The organism is Mucilaginibacter dorajii, assembly GCF_024808255.1.
Taxonomy (GTDB): Bacteria; Bacteroidota; Bacteroidia; order Sphingobacteriales; family Sphingobacteriaceae; genus Mucilaginibacter; species Mucilaginibacter dorajii.
Genome location: NZ_JANTYS010000041.1, coordinates 1 through 21,395 on the forward strand (window position 1 = coordinate 1; position 21,395 = coordinate 21,395).

At 42.3% G+C, this 21,395-nt stretch carries 20 protein-coding genes; 16 read left to right on the top strand and 4 right to left on the bottom strand.

Going from position 1 to position 21,395, the window contains the following annotated elements; genetic code table 11:
- Positions 1-150: 150 nt before the first annotated feature.
- Positions 151-741 (bottom strand): hypothetical protein, encoded by a 591-nt coding sequence (locus FHS10_RS28630; protein ID WP_259097616.1) that lies wholly within the window; start codon positions 739-741, stop codon positions 151-153.
- 581 nt (positions 742-1,322) lie between these two features.
- Here FHS10_RS28630 and FHS10_RS28635 point away from each other — a divergent pair.
- The gene (locus FHS10_RS28635) at positions 1,323-1,517 is read left to right on the top strand and encodes a hypothetical protein (protein WP_259097617.1); all 195 of its coding nucleotides are present in this window, start codon (positions 1,323-1,325) and stop codon (positions 1,515-1,517) included.
- Positions 1,518-1,853: 336 nt separating this feature from the next.
- On the opposite strand, the gene rsmA is transcribed toward FHS10_RS28635, so the two are convergent.
- Positions 1,854-2,633 (bottom strand): 16S rRNA (adenine(1518)-N(6)/adenine(1519)-N(6))-dimethyltransferase RsmA, encoded by a 780-nt coding sequence (gene rsmA / locus FHS10_RS28640; protein WP_259097619.1) that lies wholly within the window; start codon positions 2,631-2,633, stop codon positions 1,854-1,856.
- A gap of 616 nt (positions 2,634-3,249) precedes the next feature.
- Between rsmA and pdxA the strand changes: the two genes are divergently transcribed.
- From pdxA to FHS10_RS28710, 14 genes are all read left to right on the top strand, one after another.
- Positions 3,250-4,305, top strand: coding sequence for a 4-hydroxythreonine-4-phosphate dehydrogenase PdxA (gene pdxA / locus FHS10_RS28645; RefSeq protein ID WP_259097620.1), 1,056 nt, complete (start codon positions 3,250-3,252; stop codon positions 4,303-4,305).
- A gap of 81 nt (positions 4,306-4,386) precedes the next feature.
- A complete protein-coding gene (locus tag FHS10_RS28650; protein ID WP_259097622.1) occupies positions 4,387-5,571 on the top strand; it encodes a DUF5009 domain-containing protein in 1,185 nt (394 codons plus the stop codon).
- A 126-nt stretch (positions 5,572-5,697) separates the two neighbouring features.
- The gene (locus tag FHS10_RS28655) at positions 5,698-6,501 is read left to right on the top strand and encodes a hypothetical protein (protein ID WP_259097623.1); all 804 of its coding nucleotides are present in this window, start codon (positions 5,698-5,700) and stop codon (positions 6,499-6,501) included.
- A 232-nt stretch (positions 6,502-6,733) separates the two neighbouring features.
- Positions 6,734-10,309, top strand: coding sequence for a T9SS type B sorting domain-containing protein (locus FHS10_RS28660; RefSeq protein WP_259097625.1), 3,576 nt, complete (start codon positions 6,734-6,736; stop codon positions 10,307-10,309).
- 181 nt (positions 10,310-10,490) lie between these two features.
- Positions 10,491-11,021: a YceD family protein gene (locus tag FHS10_RS28665; protein ID WP_259097626.1), complete on the top strand. Its 531-nt coding sequence runs from the start codon at positions 10,491-10,493 to the stop codon at positions 11,019-11,021.
- A 15-nt stretch (positions 11,022-11,036) separates the two neighbouring features.
- A complete protein-coding gene (gene rpmF, locus FHS10_RS28670; protein ID WP_184546917.1) occupies positions 11,037-11,228 on the top strand; it encodes a 50S ribosomal protein L32 in 192 nt (63 codons plus the stop codon).
- Positions 11,229-11,244: 16 nt separating this feature from the next.
- Entirely contained in the window at positions 11,245-12,183 is a 939-nt protein-coding gene (plsX, locus tag FHS10_RS28675; protein WP_259097628.1) for a phosphate acyltransferase PlsX, read from the top strand.
- 10 nt (positions 12,184-12,193) lie between these two features.
- A complete protein-coding gene (locus tag FHS10_RS28680) occupies positions 12,194-13,183 on the top strand; it encodes a beta-ketoacyl-ACP synthase III (protein ID WP_259097630.1) in 990 nt (329 codons plus the stop codon).
- A gap of 259 nt (positions 13,184-13,442) precedes the next feature.
- Positions 13,443-13,919, top strand: a complete 477-nt coding sequence (accB, locus tag FHS10_RS28685) for an acetyl-CoA carboxylase biotin carboxyl carrier protein (RefSeq protein WP_259097633.1) — start codon at positions 13,443-13,445, stop codon at positions 13,917-13,919.
- 114 nt (positions 13,920-14,033) lie between these two features.
- On the top strand, positions 14,034-15,368 hold the full coding sequence (accC, locus tag FHS10_RS28690) for an acetyl-CoA carboxylase biotin carboxylase subunit (protein ID WP_259097635.1): 1,335 nt from the start codon (positions 14,034-14,036) through the stop codon (positions 15,366-15,368).
- Positions 15,369-15,444: 76 nt separating this feature from the next.
- Positions 15,445-16,311, top strand: coding sequence for a twin-arginine translocase subunit TatC (gene tatC, locus FHS10_RS28695; RefSeq protein ID WP_259097637.1), 867 nt, complete (start codon positions 15,445-15,447; stop codon positions 16,309-16,311).
- Between the two features lie 284 nt (positions 16,312-16,595).
- The gene (locus FHS10_RS28700; protein WP_259097639.1) at positions 16,596-17,876 is read left to right on the top strand and encodes a replication-associated recombination protein A; all 1,281 of its coding nucleotides are present in this window, start codon (positions 16,596-16,598) and stop codon (positions 17,874-17,876) included.
- A gap of 108 nt (positions 17,877-17,984) precedes the next feature.
- Positions 17,985-19,460, top strand: a complete 1,476-nt coding sequence (locus FHS10_RS28705; protein WP_259097640.1) for a DUF5687 family protein — start codon at positions 17,985-17,987, stop codon at positions 19,458-19,460.
- A gap of 1 nt (position 19,461) precedes the next feature.
- Complete coding sequence (locus tag FHS10_RS28710; protein ID WP_259097642.1) at positions 19,462-20,220, top strand: ABC transporter ATP-binding protein; 759 nt, start codon at positions 19,462-19,464, stop codon at positions 20,218-20,220.
- A 41-nt stretch (positions 20,221-20,261) separates the two neighbouring features.
- On the opposite strand, the gene FHS10_RS28715 is transcribed toward FHS10_RS28710, so the two are convergent.
- The gene (locus FHS10_RS28715; RefSeq protein ID WP_259097643.1) at positions 20,262-20,588 is read right to left on the bottom strand and encodes a DUF5615 family PIN-like protein; all 327 of its coding nucleotides are present in this window, start codon (positions 20,586-20,588) and stop codon (positions 20,262-20,264) included.
- Positions 20,585-20,812: a DUF433 domain-containing protein gene (locus FHS10_RS28720; protein ID WP_259097644.1), complete on the bottom strand. Its 228-nt coding sequence runs from the start codon at positions 20,810-20,812 to the stop codon at positions 20,585-20,587. The genes FHS10_RS28715 and FHS10_RS28720 overlap by 4 nt, the downstream gene beginning before the upstream one ends.
- Positions 20,813-20,908: 96 nt before the next feature.
- On the opposite strand from FHS10_RS28720, the gene FHS10_RS28725 reads away from it, so the two are divergent.
- Positions 20,909-21,370, top strand: coding sequence for a nuclear transport factor 2 family protein (locus FHS10_RS28725; RefSeq protein WP_259097645.1), 462 nt, complete (start codon positions 20,909-20,911; stop codon positions 21,368-21,370).
- The last annotated feature ends 25 nt before the right edge of the window (positions 21,371-21,395 follow it).

Genomic DNA, 21,395 nt, shown 5'->3' on the forward strand with positions numbered 1-21,395 from the left:
TAAAACAAATTAAACAATAAATAGATATTTGAATTTACAGCAATAAAACATTAGTAATAAAAAAGAGGCTGATCATGATTTATGATACAGCCTCTCTTAAAGTCCTATAGTCTCAAAGTCTGCAAATGCTATAGTCCTATAATCCTCCAACTATTTATCCTTAATAAATTTGGCTAAGGCTTTTCCGGCAGACGCGTATGATTCGGCCAGGCGCGATCCGGTGTCATAGTCGTAGCCGCCAAAGGTACGGCCCGGTGCTTTTTCAACTGTAATGGTGGCCAGCACCTTGTTGCGGTTGGCTGTTTCTACAATCACGGCATCGCCACTTATTTTGGCATTTTCGCGACTAATGTAAATGTTGTAGCCCGGCTCGGTAAACCAGGTGTTAAAAATAATGGTGTATTTGGCGGTTTTGCTTTCGCTCATATTGCTGTACTTGCTAAAAAGCTCGATGAATTTAGGCTCAAACACACCCTGGCGATCGCTCACCCAGGCCTTAACCCAAACATCGCCGCGACCATCTTCTTTTTTGTTGTAATCGGCACGCTTTTTTTCCAGGTAATCGGCTTCGTCTTTGTATTTACCTACCCCCATATTGTTGTATGTAAATTCAATGTTTACCTCGGTTTCACTTTTCAAAGGCGAAAAGTCGCCATCCTTTAGTTTCACCTTTTGGGCCATAGTTGTGGCCGATAATGACAGCAGCGCAATAAAAGCCGCTCCGCTAAATAATAATTTCATTGTGTTGGGTTTAAATGTGGATATAAAGCTAAGGTTTTTTAGTATCAAGTAGTGAGTATCAAATGGCGTTTTGAGTAAAGTAGGTATCAAGTGAATCAAACCCCTAAAAAACATAAGCTGGCGCAGGCTTGTCGCGTGTGTCTCGTATGCAAGGTATCCGCTATACAACACCTGGATGTTTAATAGCATCCGGGTATTTTTGTATATCCGCAGCTTTGCGTAAAGGATAGGAACGGATACCGGCCTGTGAATAAGGCCTTGTGCAGTATAAGTGGATAGCCTGGCGCCGTTTCTACCGGCGGCGGACGCCCTTTTAAATTCAAAAGGAAAAACTGCGTAGCTATCTTGAACACCATAAAGAATTAATCGCTTTGTGAAAAATTCAAAAGTCAAAAAAAAACGCTGGTTAGCTATTTGACCGGACGTCCTTAAGCGTGCGTACGCGAACGACACAACTCCGGCACAGAACAGTGGCGGGTAGCACGCTTACAGAGCCTCCCAACCTTGCGTAATATTTATTCTGTTTTAGCAACAAAACCTTTGGTTGTATCGTAAAAAAGTTGAATTAATTATTAGTTACAATGACGCCATTAGTTTTATTTGGAGCTATCCTGTTATGTTTAGCCATTTTCCTGATTGTAGCCATCTTGTTTTTTAGTTTGCTCAAGTACATTAAAAAGCAGTACTACCCCAACTGGAAATTTCCCGATTATATCAGTGTTGGCTATGCCGAGTACCTGTACCATAAATTTATAAAGAGAGATTTGAAGAAGTGAGGGAAGAGAATCAAGAGTCAAGACAGGAATTGGTTGGCGGGTTTGAAACCTGAACGGCTTTTAGACTATTGGAAAGGATTTCTACCCAACATTTTTTTGTCCAATCGGCCGTAGAGGACAGCGGTGAGATTGCTTAGTGCCTACCCCTGACAAATTATTAAAATGGAATTCATCCCGAACTTGTTTCGGGCCCCCACAGGACAGGTAACCCACATGATGTATACTTAGCGAGTGGGGCGCTGAAACAAGTTCAGCATTACATAGTGTTTCAAGCAGCTTTATCATCCATCCTTGGCAGTCCCCGGGTTTAAATGTTCAGCATAACATTGGGAACCCCTACCTCGCAGCCATTACCTCATTGGTCAGCCTCACAAAATCCTCCACATTCAAACGTTCGGCCCTTAGATCGAGGGTTGGGTTATCAGTCATTTTTTCTTTGTTGATGAGACTTGATATGGCATTACGCAAGGTTTTGCGGCGTTGGTTAAAGCCGGCTTTTACAATTTGCCAAAATAATTTCTCGTCGCAATTGAGGGTTTCGGCCTGGTTGCGGGTAAGGCGGATCACCGCTGATAGTACTTTGGGCGGCGGGTTAAATACGCCGGCCTTTACGGTAAACAAATACTCTACCTTATAATAAGCCTGTAAAAACACGCTCAGGATGCCGTACTCCTTGCTGCCGGCTTTGGCGGCGCAGCGTTCGGCTACTTCTTTTTGAAACATGCCTACTACTTCAATCACCTGGCTGCGGTTATCCAAAACTTTAAAAAGGATCTGCGACGAAATGTTGTAGGGGAAATTGCCAATGATGGCAAAGGGCTTATCGGTAACCTGCTTAAAATCCATTTCCAGGAAGTCGGCATTCATGAGGCGGCCGCCCAGCTGGGGGTATTTTTTTTTAAGGTACAGTACCGATTCATCGTCGATATCGATCACCGAAGTTTCGTAGTCGGTTTTCAATAATAAAAAATCAGTAAGTACGCCCATGCCAGGGCCAACTTCCAGCACATGGGTATACCGGCCCTCGGGTTTCAGGCTATCCACAATTTTGGAAGCGATATTTTTATCGGTAAGAAAGTGTTGCCCTAAATGTTTTTTTGCCCGTACCAGCGTCATTATTAATTAAATATTTGAGCAAATTACGTGATATTTGCGCTTTAATCAGGAACAAATCTTTTATTTGCGGACGAATAGTTGTGAGTAGTGAGTAGTGAGTTGTGAGTTTTGGATAGCAGATTTAGATTTGAGGCGTGATATTTGAGATATGAGGGGGAAGTTTGCAGATCGAAATCAGGGTAATCCGTTAATCCGATAAATCCCGGTTCAAACAATCTTGCGTTAGGGATTGAAGTGGATACCGGCCTGTGTGTAAGGCCTGCAGGCGTATGAACGGAAAGCCCGGCCCGCAGGGAACGCCCTTTTGGGATTAAGGATTTTTGGAACAAGGAGTAAGGATTTCTGAGGACTAAAGATCTTTAGAGCAAAGAGTAAGGACTTTTTGGGACTTTGGAATTTGCGGACTATGGGACAAAGGACTGGAAGATAAAAGAAAATAGATTAGGGATAGAGGAGAAAAGAATTAACATTTATTCTGAACATTCATTAATTCTGTAAATTCCGGTTCAGACAAATTTTCTGAATCAACCAATAATAAATAACCACTGGCTTAACAGTGTAAATCACCAAAAAAATCGGTGAGATCACCAAAAAAATCAGTGCAATCATAAAAAACATGAGCGATAAAATAAAAGTAGGTATCAGTATAGGTGATGTGAATGGCATTGGGTTAGAGATTATTATTAAAACCCTGGCCGATAGTAAAATTTATGATTACTGTACTCCTATTGTTTACGGTCATACCAAAGTGGCATCGTTTCACCGCAGGGCTACACAGGTGAGCGAGCTAAATTTCCAGGTGATTAATGATCCCAGCCAGGTTCACTACCGTAAGCCCAACATGATCAATTGCTGGGAAGAGGACGTGAAAATTGAGCCGGGCCTGGTAACCGAAGCCGGTGGTAAATATGCCCTGATCTCATTAGAACGTGCCACTTATGATTTAAAAGAAGGTTATATTGATGCCCTGGTTACAGCGCCTATCAATAAAGATAATATCCAGAGCGAAAATTTTAATTTTCCCGGTCATACCGAGTACCTGCAACAACGCGATGGCGCCGCCGAATCGTTAATGTTTTTGGTGAGCGATACTTTGCGTGTTGGCGTGGTTACCGGCCATATCCCCATTAGCAAGGTTGCCGAAAGCATTACTACCGAAAAAATAATTGCCAAACTGAAGCTGATGAACAGCAGCCTGCAAAACGATTTCTGGATCCGCAAACCTAAAATTGCCGTGCTGGGCCTTAACCCCCACGCCAGCGATAATGGTTTGATAGGCAGCGAAGAAAAGGACGTGATTATACCGGCTATTGAAGAGGCCCGCAATAACGATGTATTGGCATTTGGTCCGTACCCTGCCGATGGCTTTTTTGCCAATGGTACCTACCTGCAGTTTGACGCCGTACTGGCCATGTATCATGATCAGGGGCTGATCCCTTTTAAACAAATTGCCTTTGAGTCGGGCGTAAACTTTACCGCCGGGTTAACCTTCGTTCGCACATCGCCAGATCATGGTACGGCGTATGATATAGCGGGTAAAAACATGGCGTCAGAAATTTCTTTCCGCGAGGCGTTATTTACCGCTATTCACATTGTGAAGCACCGTAAGGAGGGTAAAGAATTGAACGAGAATCCCTTACTATTTACCAAGCTAAGCCGCGACAGGGACTAAAAACAGTAAGGTAACTATAATGTTTCAATTTAATTACCGTTAGATTAAAACATTTGCCCTTTAATTACATTTACTCCCTTAATGAATACTTTTTCGGACCGGATACGCTCCATTGATGCTTTTCGTGCTGTAACCATGCTGCTCATGATCTTTGTGAATGACCTTGACGGCATTCCGGGTACGCCACAATGGCTTAAGCACGTTGCAGCAAATGCAGATGGGTTGGGTTTGGCCGATACTATTTTTCCGGCGTTTTTATTTATTGTAGGGCTATCAATTCCTTTCGCTTTTCAAAACAGGCTTAAAACAGGCAACTATAAAATGCTGGGCAGGATAGCCAGTCGGTCGTTGGCGCTGGTGTTCATCGGGTTTTACCATTCTAACATGGAAACCTATAACGAGCATACCACCGCCCTGCCCAAACCGGTATGGGAAAGCCTGGTAACGTTCAGCTTCTTTTTTATATTTTTAGATTATAGTAAGGAAACTCCTAAGCTTAAACGCTACCTGTGCCAGGGCTTTGGCGTGGCGCTGCTGGTAGCCATGTCCATCATTTACAAAACCAGCGACCCCGGCCATACCTGGCTGCATTTTACGTGGTGGGGCATATTAGGTCTTATTGGCTGGAGCTATTTGCTGTGCGCGCTAATCTACTATTATTCGGGCGGGCATTTGTGGATTCAGGCCACTGCGTGGATCTTCTTTATGTTTTTTAACCTCGATGTGCATTTTGGGATGCTCAACTTTTTGGCGCCGGTGCAGCAATACGTTTGGATAGCCGGTAACGGTGCCATGCAGGCCTTTACCATGGCGGGGGTGTTTGTATCGGTACTGTACATGCGCCTGAAGGCTAATAACGAACTTAAGATGCTTTGGGCGGCGCTTATCCTTATGGCTATCATACTATTCAACCTGGGCTTTATAGTGCGGTATTTTAGCGGGGGCATCTCCAAAATTCGTGATACCCCTTCATGGGTGCTCATTTGCACCGGCATTAGTCTGGTGGTATATGCCCTGTTTATTTTTATTGTAGATTTTAAACACAAGTACAACTGGTTTAAAGTTATTGAGCCGGCAGGCACCAACACCTTTACCTGCTACATTGTGCCCTTTATATTTTACCCCCTTTATGAGCTAAGCAACATAGGTTATCCCCAATACCTGAGCGAAGGCACCGGCGGGCTCATCAAATGTATTGTGTTCGCTTTTGTAATGGTGTGGTTAACGGGGTTGCTGGATAAAATTAACATCAGGTTGAAGATTTAGCTTCTTGAGTTTTTAGGCGAAAGGTTAAGGGCGAAGGGTAGCTGCGGGATTTGATTTTAACTATTATGTCCAATTTCGTTTTATTACCATGTCTTTGTTGATATTTGATTAACCAATAACTACCCCATGCACCTTATCGCCAAAAACAAAATAGCCCAATACATCCAACAACACCCCGAAACCCAAACCGCTTTTTTAACCTGGTTAAAAGAACACCCCGGCCGGTATGCTAATAGCATGAGCCATATGCTTGAAAGGCCGCAGGAGGGGCAGCGATTTACGATGATGGCTGGAGTAGGTCTGGGTGATTACCAGGTAGAAAGTCGGATCAATCTTCATCTTAAAGCTTCATATATCATGTGGGTAGGTTCAAACGCCGAACTGGAGGCCCGTCACCAGGCTAAAATAGAGCTGATGAAGGCCGAAAACCCTTCTTTTGAAACCCAAACAAAAGTGAAAGTAGTAGAGGTGCTGCTTACCCCGCCGCCTCCGGTACCTTTCGATAGTATACCTCAGGGTAACAAAGTTCAGCCAGTAATTATTGAGCAGGTGCAACTGCCGGCACCTATGGTGGAGCCGCCTTATGTGGAAACCGAAAGCGACTTTAAAACAGCCCCCGAATACGAAGAAGCTTTGGCACGGGCGATAGCTATTTTTGAGGCCGAACCCGGATCAGCGGAGTTTGATGAGCTTACAAAATTGATACCCCTAATAGCACACTACGAGCAAAGTAAACTGGATTTCCCGGAGTTGACGATGCTGGATGTAGTGAAGTATAAGATGAACATGTTAGAAATTGCACCGCAAAGTTTACCCGGTTTTATTGGCACGGCCGAAGAAATTGAGCTATTCCTGGCCGGGAAACAAGCTTTGGCGAAAGAAAAATTGGATTGGCTGTGCAACTTGTTGTGGATTAAATTTAGCATTTAGTAAATCACGCACGGTTTTAACTTTACCCTTTTGCCTTACTATAGCGTACATGGCCCAAAGTTGAGTAGATTGTTACAATGAAGCGGGGGCCTAAAACAGAATCATTTACATATAGGTAGTGAGGCGATTAAATTATAGATTGATAATATTAAAAAAGTATTTAAAGATGGTATCTTCGTGAACCTGACTTGTGTATTTGGTTTGTAGCTGCGAATTGAATGCAGGACAACATATGAAGAATTTATCACTTGGTTTATTTACAGTAATATTAGTTTTTTGCTTAGCTAAAACAACTTCAGCACAAACAGATCAGATTGTTGACAATGGCGCGCTGACGGCGATTGAAAATTTCCCTTCATCGGGTTGTACATACCGATGGACCAACAATAATATAAATACTGGCCTGGCTGCATCAGGTGTTGGCAACATATTGCCGTTTACAGCTCAAAACAATACCCCGGATATCATTACATCTACGGTAACGGCTGCACCAGTGCAGGCAGGGCTTATTTACGTTCCAAAATTTAACGGAATTGTTTCGGTAATTAACAGTGCAAGCAATACAGAAATAGCTACCATACCTGTGGGGGCAGAACCATGGGGCGTATCGGCAAGTAAAGATGGTAAGCGTGTATATGTTACCAATTCGGGTTCAAATACAATTTCAGTAATCAGTACGGCCAGCAATGCTGTAATAACAACAATAAATGTTGGTGCTGGTCCGCACGGTATAGTAGTAAGCCCGGACGGAAGCCGGGTTTATGTGGCAAATACAGGCTTTTCCTATCTGTCTTCTTCGGGGCCAAACTCCGTATCAGTAATTAATACCTCAACTAACAAGGTGATTGCAACTGTCGCTGTAGGTATAACCCCTGTTGCTATAGCCATTAGCCCGGATGGTAGCAAGGTTTACGTTGCAAATTACCTGTCTAATACTATTTCTGTAATCAATACGGCAACCAATACTGTTTCTAAAACTTTTGACGGCGGAGCATATACATGGGGCATCATTGTAAGTCCCGATGGCAGTCGTATCTATGTATGTAATCCCGCAACCCAAACAGTATCGGTTATTTCAACTGCCGATTATTCGGTAATAGCTACCATCCCAATAGATGGCAGTGCAGCTGGGATAGCGTTAAGTGCCGACGGAAGCAGAGCTTATGTAGCAATTCCATCTAAAACTACCCTTGCTGTAATAAATACAAAAACCAACAATATTATCACCGTAATAGGTATGGATAGTAGTCCCAGCGGAGTTTCTTTAAGTGTTGATGGGAGTGTAATTTATGTAACTGATTATAATTCAAATAATGTTTCGGCAATTAGCACTGCAACTAATTCGCGTATAAACACTATCGATATAGGGGCGGCTGCTTTTTCAGTAGGGAATGCCGTATCGCCGGGGCCGGCATGTAACGGGTTGCCGGTCACTTTTACCATTAAGGTTAGGCCGGCACCATTGCCCCATGGCATTGTAACTGGCAATGTAACGGGCAGCATATCTGCATGCGAAGGTGTGGCATCTGCAAATTTTCAAAAATTTTTGGTTTCTGCACATAATTTAAGCGGCAATGTTTTGGTAACTACCCCCACCGGATTCGAAATATCGCTGGATAATAATAATTATAAAAGTAGTATTGAAGTTGCTCCATCGGGCGGCATAATAGGCGATATACCTGTATATGTAAGATCTTCGGCAGCAGCACCGGCCGGGGCTCTTGCCGGTATTATAACATTGAGTTCTTTAAATGTTGCAGATGAGGAAGTGCATGTTACTGCTAATATTCATGCATTACCTACGGTAAGTACTATAGCAAACCAAACTATTTTGGCCGGGCAGGCCACGCATGCTGTGAATTTTGCACGTGCCGGAAATGCAGTTACGTGGACTAATGACAAACCTACTATTGGCCTGCCGGCAAATGGCACTGGCGACATTGCTTCATTTGTAACCGTAAATGCAGGCAGTGTTCCGGTAACTGCCACCATAACGGCAACTCCAATTCCGGCGGGTTTCGCTTACATTACAAATTCGGCCTCAAGCTCGGTTTCTGTGATTGATGTAGGTACCAATAAAGTGGTATCTACTATTGCTATGGGCCAGGATCCGCAACATGTATATGCAAGCCCGGATGGAAATTTTGTATATGTATCTGATCCATTATCCAGAACTGTTAGTGTTATCAATACCACTTCAAATACTGTAACCGCGTCTATTCCTGTTGGGCAGGGTGCGTTTAGTTTAATAGTTTCACCAGATAACAGCCGCTTGTATCTTGTTAATTTAAATGAGGGGCTAAATGCTGATAATATTTCTGTAATTAATACGGCAACCAATAGCATAATATCAACAATTCCTACAAATGCCAAAATTGGCACAATTGCAATTAGTCCTGATGGTAACCTATTGTACACTGCCAATTACGAGTTAAACACGGTATCTGTATTCAATACCGTAAGTGGCCGGCTGATAACCGATGTTGCTGTTGGGGCATACCCTCAGGCAATTATTGTGAGCCCTGACGGCAGTAATATTTATGTAACTAATAGTAGCGACAATAGCATTTCAGTAATAAATTCAAAAACAAATACGGTTACTGCGGTAATACCTGTTGGCAATGCACCTTATGGTATAGCAGAAAACGCCGATGGCAGCCGGGTGTATGTTACTAATTTTACAGACGGAACCCTTTCTATAATTAACACCTTTTTAAACAAAGTTTTAAATACGGTTGATGTTGGCGCAAATCCAATGGGGGTTTCAGTTAGTTTTGATGGAAGTGAGGTGTACATTGCCAATTCAAATTCGGGTACGGTTACAGTTATTAATACTTTAACGGGTTTAAAATCGGCCGTAATTAACGTTGGCTTAAATCCGTTTTCACCAGGTAGTTTTATATCAAGGGGGCACGAATGCAGTGGCTTACCTACCCAGTTTACCATAACTGTAAACCCGGTTCTTCCATCTCAAATTACCGTAAACGGAAATTTGGCTACACTTCATACTATTTACGGCACTCCATCAGTGTCAACTGTTATTCAAGTATCGGGAAGCAATTTAAAATCGGCAATAACAATTACTCCACCAGCCGGATTTGAAGTAAGTAGCGATAACGCCATTTTTAGTAAAATTTTAACAATTGGCGGCCGGGGCGAGATTGGAGCTACTAAAGTATATTTCAGGCTGGCCCAGACTACGCCGGTTGGTACATATACAGGCAATATTGCTTTAAGTGGCGATGGGGCTAACACTATCAATTTAACCATTGATAACAGTTCCGTTGATTTTGCTGTATTAAATGTTATTGCCGATGATAAAAGTATGCAATATGGCGGTATTATCCCTCCATTGACAATATCATATCAAGGATTTGTAAATAATGAAGGGCCATCGCAATTAACAACTGTACCTTTTGCAACAACAATAGCAACTATATCTTCGCCTGTGGGCAAATATCCAATTACAGCCCAAGGTGCTGCCTCGCATAACTATAGCTTTATCTATATTGCGGGGATACTTGATATCAACCAGGTAGTAAAAGGCATCATGATTCCTAATACATTCAGCCCTAATGGCGATGGTATTAACGATACCTGGAGTATTAAAAATTTAGAAACTTACACTAACTGTAGTGTTAAAATATACACGCGGTACGGACAGCAGGTTTTTAAATCATCCGGATATTATAAACCATGGGATGGTACCAATAACGGTGCCGCAATGCCATTCGGCACTTACTACTACGTGATTAATTTAAATAACGGAGATAGTTTATTATCAGGTTATGTTACAATTCTCAGGTAAGGATGTTTTATCAGTTTTTATATTTACCTTTTAAGCTGCATCTACTAACGAGTTAAAAATTACTATGTTTACTGTGTTATCTGCCTGACTTTTATTCCATTATACCTCCAAAAACCAAAAAGAAAAAAACACTTTCCACTTATGGTATTTTTCCCTACATTTGCGGGCTAATTGTTGCTCATTGAAATCGCTTAGAACATATTCGATTCCTTTTACAGGACTTAAGCTGGGAAAGCACCAGTTTGAATTTACTGTTGACGATGCTTTTTTTGCCGAATTTGACTATTCGCTGGTTAAAAAGGCTAACTTGCAGTGCTCTGTTGAGTTAGACAGGCAGGAAACAATGATCATTCTTGATTTTCATATCAAGGGTGTTGTTGAAGCCGCCTGCGACAGGTGTTTGGCTCAATATTGGCAGCCGCTGGAGATAACAGAACAGCAGATAGCTAAATTTAGCGACGAGCCAATAGATGAGGATGATGAAATTATCACCCTTGGCAAAAATGATCACGAGATCAACATTGCCGGTTTGATATACGAATACATTAATGTTGCCATGCCATTTATATCGGTATGCGAAAATGGGGGCGAAGACTCGCATTGCGACGAAGAGATGATTAACAAGCTTAATGAGCTTGCAACAAACGGAACCGAAGAACAAACTGAGGATACAGACCCACGGTGGGATGTACTCAAAAAAATAAATAAATAATAAAAAAGCAGGATCATGCCACATCCAAAACGTAAAATATCCAAATCAAGAAGAGATAAACGCAGAACTCATTACAAAGCTGTTGCGCCTTCATTAACTACCTGCCAAACTACAGGTGTTGTGCATTTACCGCACAGAGCTTATACTGTTGATGGTAACGTTTACTATAACGGTAAAGTACTTATTGAGAAAGCAGCAGTAGCATAAGTTTAATTTTCTGAAAATGAAGATTGGCTTAGATATTATGGGCGGTGATTTTGCTCCCAAAGCAACTGTTTTAGGAGCAATCGAAGCTTATAAGGCTTTATCTGCCGACCAAAAACTGGTTCTTATTGGAGATAAAGAAGTAGCTGCTACTATTCTTCAGGAAAATAATGTTAGCCCCGATCATTTCGAGTTTGTGCATACAACCGAAGTGATTGGCATGGGCGAACACCCTACTAAAGCTATTGTACAAAAGCCAAATTCGAGCATTTCGGTTGGTTTTCAGTTGCTTAAGGAGGGGGAAATTCAGGCTTTCTCATCGGCAGGGAACACCGGCGCAATGCTGGTAGGTGCCATGTTTAGTGTTAAAACCATTCCGGGTGTTGTGCGCCCGGCTATGACTACCATTGTACCCAAACTTAAAGGAGGTTTGGGTATTTTGTTGGATGTAGGCGCCAATGCCGATTGTAAACCTGAAGTGTTATTGCAATTTGGCGTATTGGGCAGCTTGTTTGCACAATCGGTATACGATATCGATAATCCCCGTGTTGCCCTCATGAACATAGGCGAGGAAGAAGAGAAGGGTAATATCCTTTGCCAGGCCACCTATCCTTTAATGAAGGAAACTAAGCTGTTTAATTTTGTTGGTAATGTTGAGGGCCGCGACCTGTTTAGCGAAGGGGCCGACGTTTTTGTATGCGATGGTTTTACAGGTAATGTAATATTAAAGCTTGCAGAATCGTTTTATGTTATAAGCCTTAAAAAACAGTTTAAAGACGAGTTTTTTGATAGGTTTAACTATGAGCAATATGGTGGCAGCCCCATCCTGGGCGTAAATGCCCCGGTTGTTGTTGGCCATGGGATCTCAACCCCCGAGGCGATAAAAAATATGGTGCTGCTATCAAGAAATATGGTAGAGAGCGGTCTGGTTGATAAAATAAAGCAAGCTTTTCAGTAAATATATAAAGATGAGTAAAATTCATGCCGCTATTACTGCTGTACATGGTTACGTGCCCGACTATGTGTTAACCAACCAGGAACTGGAAACCATGGTTGACACTAATGACGAGTGGATAACCAGCCGTACAGGCATTAAGGAGCGCCGCATATTAAAAGGCGAGGGCTTGGGTACATCTGATTTAGCCGTGCCCGCGGTACAGGCTTTGTTAAAAAAACGTGGTATAGGTGCCGATGAACTGGACCTGATCATTTTTTGTACTACCACCCCCGATATGGTTTTCCCGGCTACGGCCAATATTTTAGCGAATAAAATAGGCGCTAAAAATGCCTGGGGCTATGATCTTTCGGCGGCGTGCTCGGGCTTTATATTTGGCCTTGCTACCGGCTCGCAATTCATTGAAAGCGGTAAGCATAAAAAAGTATTGGTAGTTGGCGGCGATAAAATGTCGTCAATAACCAATTACCAGGACCGTGCAACGTGTATTATTTTTGGCGATGGCTGCGGCGCAGTATTGCTTGAACCTAATGAAGAGGGTAACGGTATTATTGACTCTATATTAAAAAGCGATGGCTCGGGCGTAACCTACCTGCACCAGAAAGCAGGCGGATCTGTAAGACCTGCATCGCACGAAACAGTGGATAACCGCGAGCATTTTGCTTACCAGGAGGGCCAGGCTGTTTTTAAATTTGCTGTTACCAATATGGCCGATGTTGCCCACGAGGTGATGGAGCGCAATAACCTTACCGGCGAGGATGTTGCCTGGCTGGTGCCACACCAGGCCAATAAACGCATCATTGACGCTACTGCAAGGCGTACGGGCTTAAGCGATGATAAAGTGATCATCAATATTGAACGTTACGGTAACACTACCAATGGTACCATCCCGCTATGCTTATGGGAATGGGAAAGCAAATTTAAAAAGGGAGATGTCCTTATTTTAGCAGCCTTTGGCGGCGGCTTTACATGGGGTTCTATCTATTTAAAGTGGGCGTATTAATCAGATTTTTTGATTTCAGATGTGCAAATTTCAAATGTACAGCCGAAAAAAATAAAACATCGATACTTAATGCCTGTTAATTACTAAACAAATCAAATATACATGGGGCTTATATCTTGTATATCTGCACGTTGTTAATATTGGTTTAATTAAAACATAAAGATCATCAACCTAATTTGCACATCTGCATATTTGCATATCTGCACATTTGAATATAACTTAGATAATAAAAATTGTCCCAAACCAATTAATCCCAATTATGGATATTAAACAAATTCAGGACCTTATTCGCTTTGTGTCGAAGTCGGGCGTAAACGAAGTGTCAATTGAGCAAAAGGATTTCAAGATCACGATAAAAACCAACGAGACACAACCTCAGGTTATTCATGCTTCAATCCCTGCCCAAACTGCACCTGCTGCATTACCTCCTGTGCCTGCTGCCCCTGCGGCAGAACCGGTAACCCCGGCTGCACCTGTCGGCCCCGATACCTCAAAGTATCTGACTATCAAATCGCCAATGATCGGTACTTTTTACCGTTCGGCAAGTCCGGATAAGCCATTATTTGTAAACGTTGGCGACGAAATTAAAGCCGGCAGTGTGGTTTGCATCATTGAAGCCATGAAGCTTTTCAACGAGATCGAATCAGAAATTTCTGGGCGCGTAGTTAAGGTACTGGTTGATAATTCATCACCCGTAGAGTACGACCAGCCTTTATTTTTAGTAGAACCTATTTAGTAGATGTGCAGATTTTAGATTGCAGATGTGCAGATGATGGAAAACATATCATTTGCACATTTGTAGTTTAGGCATCTGCACATTTGAAATCTGCATATTTGCACATCTAAAATCATGTTTAAAAAAATATTAATAGCTAACCGGGGCGAGATTGCCTTGCGAATTATCCGTACCTGCAAAGAGATGGGTATTAAAACCATAGCTGTATATTCAACTGCCGACCGCGATAGCCTTCATGTACGTTTTGCTGATGAGGCTGTTTGTATTGGTCCGCCACCAAGCCGCGATTCTTACTTAAATATTCCTAACATAATATCGGCTGCCGAATTAACCAATGCCGATGCGATCCATCCTGGTTATGGCTTTTTATCAGAAAACGCCAAGTTCTCGGCCATTTGTGCCGAGTACGGCATCAAGTTTATAGGTGCCACTGCCGATCAGATCAATTCTATGGGCGATAAAGCATCGGCCAAGGATACCATGAAAAAAGCCGGTGTACCTATTGTACCTGGTTCTGAAGGTTTGTTAGCTGATGTAAAATCGGGTATCGCTATCGCCAACAAAATTGGCTATCCTGTAATATTAAAAGCTACTGCCGGTGGTGGTGGCCGCGGGATGCGTATTGTTTGGAAAGACGAAGAATTTGAAAATGCCTGGGATTCGGCCCGTGCCGAGTCTGGTGCTGCTTTTGGTAACGATGGTTTGTATCTTGAAAAATATGTTCAGGATCCACGCCACATCGAGATCCAGGTAGTGGGCGATCAGTATGGCAAAGTTTGCCACCTTTCTGAGCGCGACTGCTCTATCCAGCGCCGTCATCAGAAACTGGTAGAAGAGTCGCCATCGCCCTTCATGACCGAAAAATTGCGTAAAAAAATGGGTGAGGCTGCTATCAAAGGCGCCAAAGCCGTTAAATATGAAGGTGCCGGTACGGTAGAGTTTTTGGTTGATAAAGACCGTAACTTTTACTTTATGGAGATGAATACCCGGATCCAGGTTGAGCACCCGGTTACCGAAGAGGTGATCAACTTTGATTTGATCAAAGAACAGATCAAAGTTGCCGCCGGTATCCCAATCTCGGGCAAAAACTACGAGCCAACCATGCATGCCATCGAGTGCCGTATCAATGCCGAAGATCCTTACAATAACTTCCGCCCGTCACCAGGTAAAATAACCAACTTCCATTCGCCAGGTGGCCATGGTGTGCGTATTGATACCCATGTGTATACCGGCTATGTAATACCGCCAAACTACGATTCGATGATTGCTAAAGTAATTTGCGTGGCCCAAACCCGCGATGAAGCTTTAAGCACTATGGAGCGCGCATTAAGCGAATTTGTGATTGAAGGCGTAAAAACTACTATACCTTTCCACTTAAAATTGTTGAAAGATCCAAACTTTAGGGCCGGTAATTTTACCACTAAGTTTATGGATACGTTTGAAATGTAAAATAAATTCAAACTAACTTCATACAATTTAACGTACTTAGCACAATAGCGTTTATACAGCGGTATTTTAAAACACAATGAGCGAAAATAAATTAGTTAAGGCCATAAAAGATAAAGGTAAAACGATGGAGGCAGAAATGTCTTTCTTTGACCACCTCGAAGCCTTAAGATGGCATTTGGTAAGGGCTTCAATAGCTATTGTAGTATTTACCGGCGTTGTGTTTTATTTTTACGATTGGATTTTTGATACCGTTATCATGGGCCCAAGCAAGCCAACATTCTGGACATACAGGATGCTTTGCGCTTTGGGCGATGCTTTAAAACGCCCGGGCTTTTGTATTGATAAGATCAACATTCACCTCATCAATACCGAAATGGCGGGTCAGTTTACCTTACAGATAAACTCGTCGTTGTTAATCGGTATTACTTTAGGCTTCCCATATTTATTGTTTGAACTGTGGCGTTTCATTCGCCCGGCCTTGCATGAAAAGGAACGTAAAGCGGCATCGGGATTTGTATTTTACGCAACAGGCCTGTTTATTTTAGGTGTATTATTTGGTTATTACGTAATTACGCCCGAGTCTGTAAACTTTTTATCAAGCTATACTGTAAGTGCATCCATTCAAAACTTATTTGATATTGACTCTTACATATCATCTGTAGCAACCTTAACCCTGGCAACAGGAGTGGTATTTGAATTGCCGATATTAGTTTACGTATTATCAAACCTGGGTATCCTTACCGCTAAATTTATGCGCGAAACCAGGCGCTATGCTATCGTAATTATCCTGGTTATCGCTGCCGTTGTTACGCCAACACCAGATATGCTTACCATGACTATTGTGAGTATCCCGTTATTTGTTTTATACGAAGTAGGGATTTTGGTATCGGCCGTAGTTGAAAAACGAAAACTGAAACGCGCGGAAGCAGAGGGATTGGCGTAAACGCCAAATGTGCAGATGTTTTTGATTTGAAAATTTGAGAATTTGAAGATTTGAAAATGGTAAACGGATGTTCAAATTTTTGAATGGATTCGATGATTTGAATTATAAAAACTTTATGAAAGCCCTGTCGTTTATAAACGGCAGGGCTTTCATAATTTAGCAACAATTAGCACATTTGAAATTGCGGATGTTCATGGAGATCATAATAATTGGTAACTCATTTATTCGCATAGTTGATTTAATTTTCAAATCTTCAAATTCTCAAATTTTCAAATCAAAGAAATATGACCAATCTCCCTCCATTAGCTGAACGGATGCGCCCAAAATCACTGGATGATTATGTAGGGCAAAAACACCTGGTTGGTCCGGGTGCGGTGTTGCGCAAGGCTATCGAGTCGGGCTCGCTGCCTTCCATGTTATTCTGGGGGCCGCCGGGGGTTGGGAAAACCACGCTGGCTTATATTATTTCGCAATCGTTATACCGTCCTTTTTTTGCCTTGAGCGCTATCAACTCGGGAGTGAAGGATGTGCGCGAGGTTATTGAAAAAGCATCGCTGTTAAAAGAACAGGGCGAGATATTGCCGATATTGTTTATCGACGAGATCCATCGTTTTTCCAAATCGCAACAGGATTCACTGCTGGGCGCGGTTGAGCGGGGGATTGTTACGCTGATTGGTGCCACTACAGAAAATCCATCTTTCGAAGTGATCTCGGCTTTGCTATCGCGATGCCAGGTTTATATCCTTAAATCTTTAGAAGAAACCGACTTACTGGAATTGCTGGATAAGGCGATGAAGGAAGATGTGGTATTGAAGCAGAAAAAGATCACCATTAAAGATCATGAAGCATTGCTGCGTTTATCTGGTGGGGATGCCCGTAAGCTGCTCAATATATTTGAACTGCTGGTAAATGCTTTTGATAGCCCGGAAGTGGTATTAACCGACGAAGTTGTACTGGAGCATGTGCAACAAAACATGGCACTGTATGATAAAACCGGCGAGCAGCATTATGATATTATTTCGGCCTTTATCAAATCTATGCGGGGCAGCGATCCTAACGGCGCTGTTTACTGGCTGGCCCGGATGATAGTTGGGGGCGAAGATCCGTTGTTTATCGCCCGGCGGATGCTGATCCTGGCATCTGAAGATATCGGGAACGCCAATCCTAATGCCCTCTTATTGGCTCAAAGTTGTTTTGAGGCGGTAAATAAAATAGGCATGCCCGAGTCGCAATTGATCCTGTCGCAAACGGCTATTTACCTGGCAACATCGGCCAAAAGTAATTCGGCTACTACGGCAATAGGGGCGGCCATAGCCCTGGTAAAACAAACCGGCGACTTACCGGTACCCCTGCACCTGCGCAACGCGCCAACCAAATTCATGAAAAATATAGGCTACGGTAAAGACTATAAATACGCACACAGCTACGAAGGTAACTTTACCGACCTCGACTTTTTACCCGACGCCATCAAAGGCGCTAAAATTTACCAACCCGGTAACAATCCCAAAGAAAACGAATCAAAAGAGAAGTTAAGGAAACTTTGGGGCGATAGGTATAAGTATTGACACGAATGCCACTAATTATATCGAATTTCACTAATCGTGTTGTTGAGTTCAGTTTCTTTTCATTTAACGTTCGTGTAATTCGTATCAATTTGTGTAATTAGTGTTTATATGGTTCTATCCTTTATCAGTCATGAATTAAAAGCCTTTTGGCGGTCAAAAAATACGGGTAAAAGCATTGCCATACGTGTGGTGATGGGCATATTGATCCTTTACCTGTTCCTAAACGCGCTTGTCGTCGGTTTTTTACTGGGTAAATTTTTGGAGCACGCTTTTCCTAACGAGGAAGTGATCATCCCTTTTTGTGGTATCGTCCTTATTTACTTTTTGTTTGATCTGCTCATGCGGCTACAACTGCAGGATCTGCCTACACTTAGGGTGCTGCCTTATTTGCATTTGCCTATCAAAAGAAATTTCCTGCTCAGGTATTTGACTATCAGCGCTACTTTATCTGTATTTAACTTATGGCCCTTTGTGCTGTTTTTGCCTTTTATAATTAAAGTAATAGCGCCCGATTCTGGTGTTGCTGTTGTATTATCGTTTATTACCGCGATAGCAGGTTTCACCGTTTTCAACAATTACCTGGCCTTATACCTTAAAAGGCGATCAAATATCAACGGCTGGGTGTTCTTAATTTCGGCGGCTGTTTTAATCCTCATCATCGCCTGCGATTTTTTATGGCATGTTATCTCGTTACGAAATATTTCATACGCTTTCTTCGGCAGGTTACTTGTCATGCCAGCATTGGCATTGCTGCCTGTAGTACTGGCGGCAGGTATGTATTATTTGAATTTTATCTACCTTAAACAAAACCTATACCTCGAAGATCTTACAGCGCGTAAATCAAGTTCCTATAAAAGCACCACCGATATTCCTTTCCTGGCGCGTTTTGGCAGTGTGGGCGATTTGGCGGCTAACGAAATTAAACTGGTATTGCGCAATAAACGTTCGCGGAGTGCATTGGTAATGGGCCTGTTTTTTATGTTTTATGGATTGATATTTTATCCCAGTTCGCATTTTGGCGAAGGATACAAGGTTTTTGTAGGCATGTTTATGACAGGCATTTTTATTATCAATTACGGGCAGTTTATGTTTGGCTGGCAGGCCACACATTTTGATGGCTTGCTGGTAAGTAACATTAACTTCAGCGATTTTATTAAGGCCAAATACCTGCTGTTTACCGCCATATCCACTGTGTTTTTTATCCTCACTATGCCATATGTTTATTTTGGATGGCGGGTAGTGATGATCCACTTTGTGATGTACCTGTGGAACATAGGCGTAAATACCACCATGGTACTTTACTTTGCAAACCGTAATTTTAAAAGGCTCGATCTATCCAAAGGCGCGGCTTTTAACTGGCAAGGTATTGGCGCTACGCAATGGATTCTTTCACTACCATTGATCATTACGCCTTTCATTATTTATGGTCCGTTTGCATTATTGAAACACGCCGACGTTGGGCTGGCTTTAATTGCCATTGTTGGTATAGCCGGTGTTTTAACCCGCAATTACTGGATAAAGGTGCTGGAGGCCGATTACTATACCAAACGATATCAAATAGCCGAAGGCTTCAGAAATAAATAAGATGATGATAGAAATAAAAAGTCTTAAAAAAATATATGGCGGTGTTACCGTGGTGAACGTGCCCCAGCTAAGCATCGCCAAAGGCGAAAGTGTTGGCCTGGTTGGTAATAACGGGGCGGGTAAAACAACGTTGTTCAGGATGATCCTGGATTTGATCCGGCCGGATACGGGTGAAGTGTTATCAAACGTTGAGGTAGTAGCCGGTGGCGAAAACTGGAAAACTTACACGGCCTCATACCTTGATGAAGGTTTTTTGATAGATTACCTTACGCCCGAGGAATACCTGTATTTTATTGGTGGTTTACATCAGCAAAGCAAGGCCACTGTTGATGAGGCCCTGGTAAAACTAGGTGATTTTTTTAACGATGAGATCCTGAAAAAAGGAAAATACATCCGCGATTTATCCAAAGGAAACCAGTGTAAGGTAGGCGTGGCCTCCTGTATGCTGCAAAACCCGCAATTGTTGATGCTGGATGAGCCTTTCGCCAATATTGACCCAAGCACACAATTCAGACTGAAAAATATGCTGAAGGAAGCGAACAAAACCAAAGGCGTTACCACCATCGTATCCAGCCATGATCTTAACCACATTACCGACGTTTGCGACCGCATCCTGCTGATGGAAAAAGGCGTGATCATTAAGGACATTGCCACCAATTCATCAACCCTAAAAGAGCTTGAAAATTATTTCGGCGTAGGGCAGGCGTTTGAAGAATTAGTGAGTGTTATAGATAAGATTGACGAGGAAGAGAATCATTAAGGGGCGACCGTATAAATTGAGGTGGTTATTGAAGATATATTTCATATATCTATCCCAAGATCATCTGCAGATAAAAATTGGAGAATACCTTTCTGAAGTGAATTTAATAAATCGGCAATGGTTTGGGTATTTACGTTACCGGTACGTAGCCAAATGATCTTCGGTGGAAAAGAATATAAGTTTTGTAATTCACAAAAATCTTCATCAAAAGTTAAAATCGCATAATCGTTATTTTTTGCAAATCTCCAGATATTCAAATCAGTTAGCCGGTCATTCAGCTTAATTTCATTTGAGGGGAGAATTTCCCAATCGCTTAGAATTTTTTTCAAGCGCCAGGAAATGTTTTCATCGGCAATAAGGCGTATCATGCAACCTTGATTGTCCGTTCCTTATTGGCTACGTAAGATAGGCAGGCCAGGATATGATTGTTACTTAACTGAGGAAAATCAATTATGATTTCTTCATGGCTTAAGCCCGACGCCAACCATTGCAATACGTCATAAACAGAAATTCTTGTCCCCTTAATAACAGGTTTTCCAAACCTGACTTCGGGATTTATCTCTATATATTCTTTGTAATCAATTGGCTGCATATACAAATTTAACTAAATTGTCGGAAAAAATCAGGCCTGTTTAATTCGCATCAAGTCAATTCGTGAAATTCGACCCAATTCGTGAAATTAGTGTGTATGAAAAAGCTTTTACTTGTTAGTTTCGTTGTTGTTCTCGCATCTTTCAAAGCCTTCGCCCAGCAAACCGATAGGGATGCAGTTAAGCAAACCATCAACACCATGTTTGATGCCATGCGCAAGGGCGATAGCACAATGTTGCGGTTCACTTTTCATAAAAATATCGTTTTTGAGGGAGTGGCCAATAAAAAGGATGGCACTGTGGCGTTAGACATTGATAACCCCAATGATTTTATAAAAGCTGTAGGCGCCCCGCACAAAGAAATATGGGATGAGCAGATCACCTTCAGCGATATTAAAATTGATGGCGACCTGGCCAGCGTTTGGACTCCCTACAAATTCTACTTAGGTAAAACCTTTAGCTATTGCGGCGTAGATGTATTTACGCTGATACGCACACCCGCCGGCTGGAAAATCATTTACATTATTGATACCCGCCGCAAAGATAATTGCCCCGAATAAAGTTGAGGGTGTTGAGTAATGAGTT

What these genes read in the sequence shown, in the direction of transcription:
- FHS10_RS28630 (WP_259097616.1), bottom strand. Translation starts at nt 741, where the DNA reads ATGAAATTATTATTTAGCGGAGCGGCTTTTATTGCGCTGCTGTCATTA.
- FHS10_RS28635 (WP_259097617.1), top strand. Translation starts at nt 1,323, where the DNA reads ATGACGCCATTAGTTTTATTTGGAGCTATCCTGTTATGTTTAGCCATT.
- rsmA (WP_259097619.1), bottom strand. Translation starts at nt 2,633, where the DNA reads ATGACGCTGGTACGGGCAAAAAAACATTTAGGGCAACACTTTCTTACC.
- pdxA (WP_259097620.1), top strand. Translation starts at nt 3,250, where the DNA reads ATGAGCGATAAAATAAAAGTAGGTATCAGTATAGGTGATGTGAATGGC.
- FHS10_RS28650 (WP_259097622.1), top strand. Translation starts at nt 4,387, where the DNA reads ATGAATACTTTTTCGGACCGGATACGCTCCATTGATGCTTTTCGTGCT.
- FHS10_RS28655 (WP_259097623.1), top strand. Translation starts at nt 5,698, where the DNA reads ATGCACCTTATCGCCAAAAACAAAATAGCCCAATACATCCAACAACAC.
- FHS10_RS28660 (WP_259097625.1), top strand. Translation starts at nt 6,734, where the DNA reads ATGAAGAATTTATCACTTGGTTTATTTACAGTAATATTAGTTTTTTGC.
- rpmF (WP_184546917.1), top strand. Translation starts at nt 11,037, where the DNA reads ATGCCACATCCAAAACGTAAAATATCCAAATCAAGAAGAGATAAACGC.
- plsX (WP_259097628.1), top strand. Translation starts at nt 11,245, where the DNA reads ATGAAGATTGGCTTAGATATTATGGGCGGTGATTTTGCTCCCAAAGCA.
- FHS10_RS28680 (WP_259097630.1), top strand. Translation starts at nt 12,194, where the DNA reads ATGAGTAAAATTCATGCCGCTATTACTGCTGTACATGGTTACGTGCCC.
- accB (WP_259097633.1), top strand. Translation starts at nt 13,443, where the DNA reads ATGGATATTAAACAAATTCAGGACCTTATTCGCTTTGTGTCGAAGTCG.
- accC (WP_259097635.1), top strand. Translation starts at nt 14,034, where the DNA reads ATGTTTAAAAAAATATTAATAGCTAACCGGGGCGAGATTGCCTTGCGA.
- tatC (WP_259097637.1), top strand. Translation starts at nt 15,445, where the DNA reads ATGAGCGAAAATAAATTAGTTAAGGCCATAAAAGATAAAGGTAAAACG.
- FHS10_RS28700 (WP_259097639.1), top strand. Translation starts at nt 16,596, where the DNA reads ATGACCAATCTCCCTCCATTAGCTGAACGGATGCGCCCAAAATCACTG.
- FHS10_RS28705 (WP_259097640.1), top strand. Translation starts at nt 17,985, where the DNA reads ATGGTTCTATCCTTTATCAGTCATGAATTAAAAGCCTTTTGGCGGTCA.
- FHS10_RS28710 (WP_259097642.1), top strand. Translation starts at nt 19,462, where the DNA reads ATGATGATAGAAATAAAAAGTCTTAAAAAAATATATGGCGGTGTTACC.
- FHS10_RS28715 (WP_259097643.1), bottom strand. Translation starts at nt 20,588, where the DNA reads ATGATACGCCTTATTGCCGATGAAAACATTTCCTGGCGCTTGAAAAAA.
- FHS10_RS28720 (WP_259097644.1), bottom strand. Translation starts at nt 20,812, where the DNA reads ATGCAGCCAATTGATTACAAAGAATATATAGAGATAAATCCCGAAGTC.
- FHS10_RS28725 (WP_259097645.1), top strand. Translation starts at nt 20,909, where the DNA reads ATGAAAAAGCTTTTACTTGTTAGTTTCGTTGTTGTTCTCGCATCTTTC.